General features: G+C 48.7%; 5 protein-coding genes. 1 reads left to right on the forward strand and 4 read right to left on the reverse strand.

Translation table 11 applies throughout. The features are described 5' to 3' along the window. A partial coding sequence (locus POTG_RS17295; RefSeq protein ID WP_232282336.1) for a phytoene desaturase family protein occupies positions 1-1,330 on the forward strand: 1,330 nt, incomplete at its 5' end. 142 nt (positions 1,331-1,472) lie between these two features. Here the strand turns inward: POTG_RS17295 and POTG_RS17300 are convergent. From POTG_RS17300 to POTG_RS22805, 4 genes are all read right to left on the reverse strand, one after another. Further along, positions 1,473-1,892 carry a DUF2500 domain-containing protein gene (locus tag POTG_RS17300; protein ID WP_009226141.1) on the reverse strand — a complete coding sequence of 140 codons (420 nt, stop codon included), beginning with the start codon at positions 1,890-1,892 and terminating at the stop codon, positions 1,473-1,475. Positions 1,893-2,095: 203 nt separating this feature from the next. Then, a complete protein-coding gene (locus POTG_RS17305) occupies positions 2,096-2,290 on the reverse strand; it encodes a hypothetical protein (protein ID WP_009226142.1) in 195 nt (64 codons plus the stop codon). A gap of 199 nt (positions 2,291-2,489) precedes the next feature. Next, positions 2,490-3,776 carry a WD40/YVTN/BNR-like repeat-containing protein gene (locus POTG_RS17310; RefSeq protein ID WP_232282337.1) on the reverse strand — a complete coding sequence of 429 codons (1,287 nt, stop codon included), beginning with the start codon at positions 3,774-3,776 and terminating at the stop codon, positions 2,490-2,492. Positions 3,777-3,840: 64 nt separating this feature from the next. Continuing rightward, on the reverse strand, positions 3,841-4,926 hold the full coding sequence (locus tag POTG_RS22805) for a polysaccharide deacetylase family protein (RefSeq protein ID WP_009226144.1): 1,086 nt from the start codon (positions 4,924-4,926) through the stop codon (positions 3,841-3,843). Between the last annotated feature and the right edge of the window lie 445 nt (positions 4,927-5,371).

The following is a 5,371-nucleotide window of genomic DNA, read 5'->3' on the forward strand; positions in this document are numbered from 1 at the left end:
TTACCTCATGAAAATCGCGATTATTGGCGGCGGCCTGGCCGGGCTTACGGCTGCTGCATACCTGTCGGACAACGGCAATACGTCTGGTACCGTGTTTGAACGGAGCCCCCAGCTCGGCGGACGTGCTTTCACCTATGAGAAATCGGGATTTACTCTGAACTATGGAGCACACGCAGTATACGGCATCGACAGACATACGCTCCATGCTATGGAAGAAGAGCTGCATTTGAAATTCCAGAGCAAGCAGGTCGATAAGCGTAAAGTGATGTACGCAAAGCACGGACGGTTAACCCCTGCCCCGCTCGATTTCATGAACATTATGAAGACGAATGTGTTGACTCCTATGGAGAAAGTCCGGTTTGTCGCCGAAATCGCGGCCGTGATCGGTAACATCCATCATTTGAAGCAGTATCGCACGCTTGGCGAATATTTGGAGCATTCACACGCATCGGCAGACGTGAAAGAACTGTGGGAGCATCTGGTTTGTTCCAACTTCTTCATTACACCGGAGGAAGCGCGCAAGGTGCCGGGTTCGGTCATCTCTGAATATTACCATAACCTCTTCCTCTCCAGCCGGCCGGTCAGCTACATTCTTGGCAGTTGGGCGACAATTACCGACCAATTGATCCATAAAATCCAAGACAATGAGTCCTGGGAGATCACGGTTAAGGAGCCGGTCGAATCGATTACGATGGAAGACGGGAAATTCGTGTTGAACACGAAAACAAGACAGCAGCTTGTGTACGATCAAGTGATCTTCGCCATGCCAGTACAACAGGTGACCAAACTGCTGGAGGAAACGCCTTGGGCAAATGCACTGGAACCGTACAAGAACAACACCTCGACCGAAGTGCTGGTTTATGATGTGGGCTTTTCCAAAGTCGTTGCCCGTCCGTTCCACTATATTAGCGACATCGATCATAAGATCTTTATCAGCGATGTCTCTGCCACGGATTTTACGGTGGCTCCCGTTCATGGTCAGTTATTGCAAGGCATCGCCTACTTGAACGACGACTTCCCTGATGAGGAGCAGAAGAAGCAATACCTGGAACAGAAAACCCAGCAGATGGAAGCCCTGTTTGATACGTACTATCCGAATTGGCGCGAGTTTGTTGAGGTCAAACGCGTGTCGAAGAAAGCGATGGTCGCCAGCGTCAAAAATATTTACACCAATCAACTGCTGCCCAACCGTTTGGCAGGTGTTCCGTTCTTCTTCTGCGGCGACGGCTGTCAAGGGAAAGGTGAGTTAGCTGAACGCGCTTTCTCCAGCGGCCGGGCTGTTGCTCAGATGATCCTGGAACAAGCGGAAACCAAGGCCTTATCCATTTAATCCAAACAAAAAACAGAAGCGTACACAAGAGTCGGGATCGTCCGACGAATTGAGACGCTTCTGTTTTTGTGCTGTCCAGCCTTTATCAACCTTACTCTGCCTGCCTTTCCTGTGATTATCGTGGGTCTATCGATTTTCTCGCTTACCCGGAGCTATGAAATTTTCGGTATTCCTGCAGCTCAGTCCGATAGGTGCGAACAGACCGCTCGAACCCATGATAACGACGGCCCTGGAATGTCAGCTTGCCTTCGTCTCCTTCCGCACATTGCCCGTATTCCACTCCCGACACGGCAAACTCCAAACGGTCACCGCTTTCGACCTCGAAGGTCATATAATACTTCGTGTCAGAACGGTTCACCGAGGTGTCGGTGTCATGGCGGTGGCTGACTTCGGTCCGTTTTCCGACGATTACGGAATGGACGCTAAGTACAGGCTGCCGGTGGTTTCCGATCGCGCGAAGAAGCCCTCCTGCTGCTGTCGCAGCCAGGATTCCGAGGATGACAACAAACAAGATTGGCAGCGCCGTTTCCACTACCCCAAACATTTCCGTCCACGACTGCATCGCTTATCCCTCCTTCGAGAGGTTGCTCCGTACCGCTGTTCTCTCCTTTCCCCCTAAGTATATGCGGACCTGAAAAAAACTTGTTATTCATCGTGTCCGGAAAATATGCCACTCTTGTCCAAGATATCTTAGAGAAAAAGAAAAACCTCCGATTCGTGGTTACGAATGGAGGTTACTATGGTGTGAAGCAAGAACGATCTATATTAAGCATAGTACTCAAACAACAGTTGACGGGTCTCTTCAGCGCCATCGGCTTCCATTTCGAACGCCTCGTCAAGTCCTTTCTCTGCCCAACAAGCTTTGCAAGCTTCTTCTGTCGTGCACAGATGTGCATCTTCACAGGTGTAGCAGAACTGCAGGTAATTGCGGGTTACAAATTCTTCTTGAACAGTTTTCATAAGGCTCCACTCCTATCATTATGGGAGCGTTCGCTCCGATTTTGGCTTGCCTGTGATTGATCTTCCTTACAAGTTAAATATATCACAAAGTCCGAGAATAGTACGTGATAATTTTCACAATATAATGAACATTATCATTCTGCCCGTTTCTACACAAAAGAAGCATGGATCCCACGCCATGCTTGCTTTTATTATCCGTTTATAGCACCTGCCAGGTTCGTCCCCCATCCTTCGTTTGCATCAGGAGCGAACGCTTCTGATTCTCTTGGGCAACTAACAGCCACCCCACTCGGGAATTAAAGAACTGAAGCTTCACAATTTCAGGGTAGTCCTCCAGCGTTTCGACCAATTTTTTGTTTTCCGGCAACGGCTCCCAGCTCGCGCCTTGGTTTAACGTATGATAGACCGTTGAATCCAAAATCGTCCAACCTTCGTTAGGCGTTAAGAAAGTCGGAGCCAGCTTCTCGTTTAGACCGGTTTGCCAGGACAACTGAAACGGCGCTAACGTCCAAGTGCTGCCGGCATCTTCCGTAAAGTAACCGTTGAATTTGGTGGAATCCCCCCGGGTGCAGCCGACAGGAATCCAGCCCTCTTTCACGCTGCCGGAGAAGAAGGACACAGGCCCAACCGTAAAGCTGTCGCAGGTTTTATACTTGTTCGGATTAAAGAAATGAAGATTTTGAGTCCAGGTTAACCCGCCGTTTTGGGTCGTATATAACGTTGGAAGTCCTTGATTGATTTCGGTTACAAAACCGTGCAGCGGGCTAGTAAAGGCCATCGATGTTTGCGTGCCAGGTATCAATGAAGGGCTGTCCTCTGACAGGAGACGCATCGGATCCGTCCCCCCAAGCAGAACTTCAAAGGTTTGGGCTCCGTCATCCGTCTCATATAAAGACCGTGCTCCATTCTCCCGCATGTTAACCTCGGAAAGCAACCATCCATGATCCGGATCGGCAAATACCATGGCCTTCACTTCCCCTTCTCCAGGGAATGAAGTTACCTTCCAAGTGGTTCCGCCGTCGGTTGTACGCAGGACAATCGTATCTCCGGAACCGGCAGAATTTCGTACGATAAAGCCATGATTCGGATCTAGAAAAAAGATATCCTTGGCATACTCCGGCGTGGTAGCAAACGGTACGGAGGCGGCAGGTGAGATATTCGTCCACGTTTTGCCGTTGTCTGCTGTAATATAAAGCCGCAGCTCGTTACGCGTAATCCCCCACGCTAGTCCCGTCGTTTCACTGAGCAATTGAAAATCGGTGAGACGGGTTTGAATCTGGTAGCGGTTATTCGTGTTCTCCGCCGGAGCGGCGGCAGGATTTCCCTGGTTCTCGGAAGCTGCAGGATTAATCACTGTGATCGTTTGTCCATCCTCAGAAGGCTCGTCTAGTACCGGAGTGGCAGCCGGAGGCGGCTCGGAATTGCAAGCCGTCAGAAGCAGCACCATACCCAGGGCGGTTCCGGCAATCTTAAGCCACAGGCTCAACCTGAACCACCTCGCTTTCTGCAGTTAGATATGAATCATTATAACATAGATGTTTTTCTCGCCGTTATAAACGGGGATCGTTCCCAAAATTCACCGTGAAATGCTGATTGGGTTTATAAACGGCAAAGGCGTATCCTTTGCTTTGCAAATATTCGATAATTTGAGGCAAAATCTTTACCGTCTGCGCTTTCTCATGCCACAGAATCACCTCAGTATCCCGGTGCGTTTGACGCTTTACTTCTTTAAGGATTGTGCTCGGGCTGTTCGGGTATTTCCAGTCCATGGAGTCCACCGTCCAGTCCCACATCTTAAATCCCGCTTTCGCAATATCACCGCGGAACTTCTCACCGATTTCCGGTTTGCTGCCGTACGGCGCACGAATCAAGGTCGGGGAAGTGCCGGTAAGCTTCTCCATCAGCTTCTGTTCCTTCGTAAATTCTTCGATGAAGTGAGCCGATCCTTTGCCGTCATATAAAATCTTCTTGTTGTGCGTCATACTGTGCAGACCTATGTAATGACCTTCCTGCAACGCCTGATTCACGATTTTCTCATTTTTGCTGAGCTGATTCCCAATCATAAAGAAAGTGCCATGTATCTGATAATGCTCCAAAATATCAAGCAACTGCTCCGTATATTTGCTAGGTCCGTCATCAAAGGTCAGATAAATTACTTTTGGCTTCACAGTCGATTTCGTTTTTTTATCCTGCTGCGCTGGGGATTTCGTTTCGACCGCAGGTTGTGCGGCAGGTGTAGCAGGTGCCGGGTCGGATTCAGCTGTCTGGGAAGCACCATCTTCCTTGCTCGGAGTCCCCTTCGGCTCCGCCTGGGTGTTACTTGATTCTGCCGGGGTACTGTTTGAATCCGCCGGTGTAACGGTGGGCTCCGTCGTTTGCTGTGAATTTGCAAGATTAACGCTCTGCCCCTTCTCCGTTTCCCCTGCGGATGCCAATTTTGCCGGGATAACCACCCGGGTTGACGACTTGTGCGTAAGGGATTTGTTGATCAGTGGGGCGACTGCCACCGCAGTCAATGCCAGGGAAGATGCCGTCAGTACGAGCGCAGCTGTGATGATCCATCTCGTACGCCGAATTATTTTGGATTGTGTGTTACGCTCTCCATGCTTTTCACTTCGTTTACCGTAAGGCGACATCTCATTCACCGGATTCCTCTCTCTCTTTTTCTATTTAATAGAATAATATAAAGCGAGAGTTTCGTCCTTACAGAATCGTTAATCGCTGGTTACAAAGTGATAACAACTTTTAAAAAGCGACATTTTGTTAACATAACATATATTATGTTTTAATTATTTCAAAGAGGATAAAAATAAACCGCCTCCCTAAGAAGACGGTTATCGTGCTGATAGATCCCGTTTGCCTATTCATTATTATTTAAAATACGAACATTCCAGATTTTACTTTAAATTTAGAACTTTCTTCAGGTACAATGGGTGTAACCCAATACATACGCGCTTCATTCTTAAACGCAGCGAAGCGCCCAAGAGTGCTTGTATCACTTAAGGTTAAGAACCCAACCAACGGTGCAAGCTAAAGCATGGAGAACACGACAAGGAGATAGAAAAAAAATGAAAAACAAGA

The sequence above is a fragment of the Paenibacillus sp. oral taxon 786 str. D14 genome, assembly GCF_000159955.1.
GTDB classification, from domain to species: Bacteria; Bacillota; Bacilli; order Paenibacillales; family Paenibacillaceae; genus Fontibacillus; species Fontibacillus phoenicis.

Coding starts and splice junctions, on each gene's coding strand:
- POTG_RS17305 (WP_009226142.1), bottom strand. CDS start 2,290: ATGAAAACTGTTCAAGAAGAATTTGTAACCCGCAATTACCTGCAGTTC.
- POTG_RS22805 (WP_009226144.1), bottom strand. CDS start 4,926: ATGTCGCCTTACGGTAAACGAAGTGAAAAGCATGGAGAGCGTAACACA.
- POTG_RS17300 (WP_009226141.1), bottom strand. CDS start 1,892: ATGCAGTCGTGGACGGAAATGTTTGGGGTAGTGGAAACGGCGCTGCCA.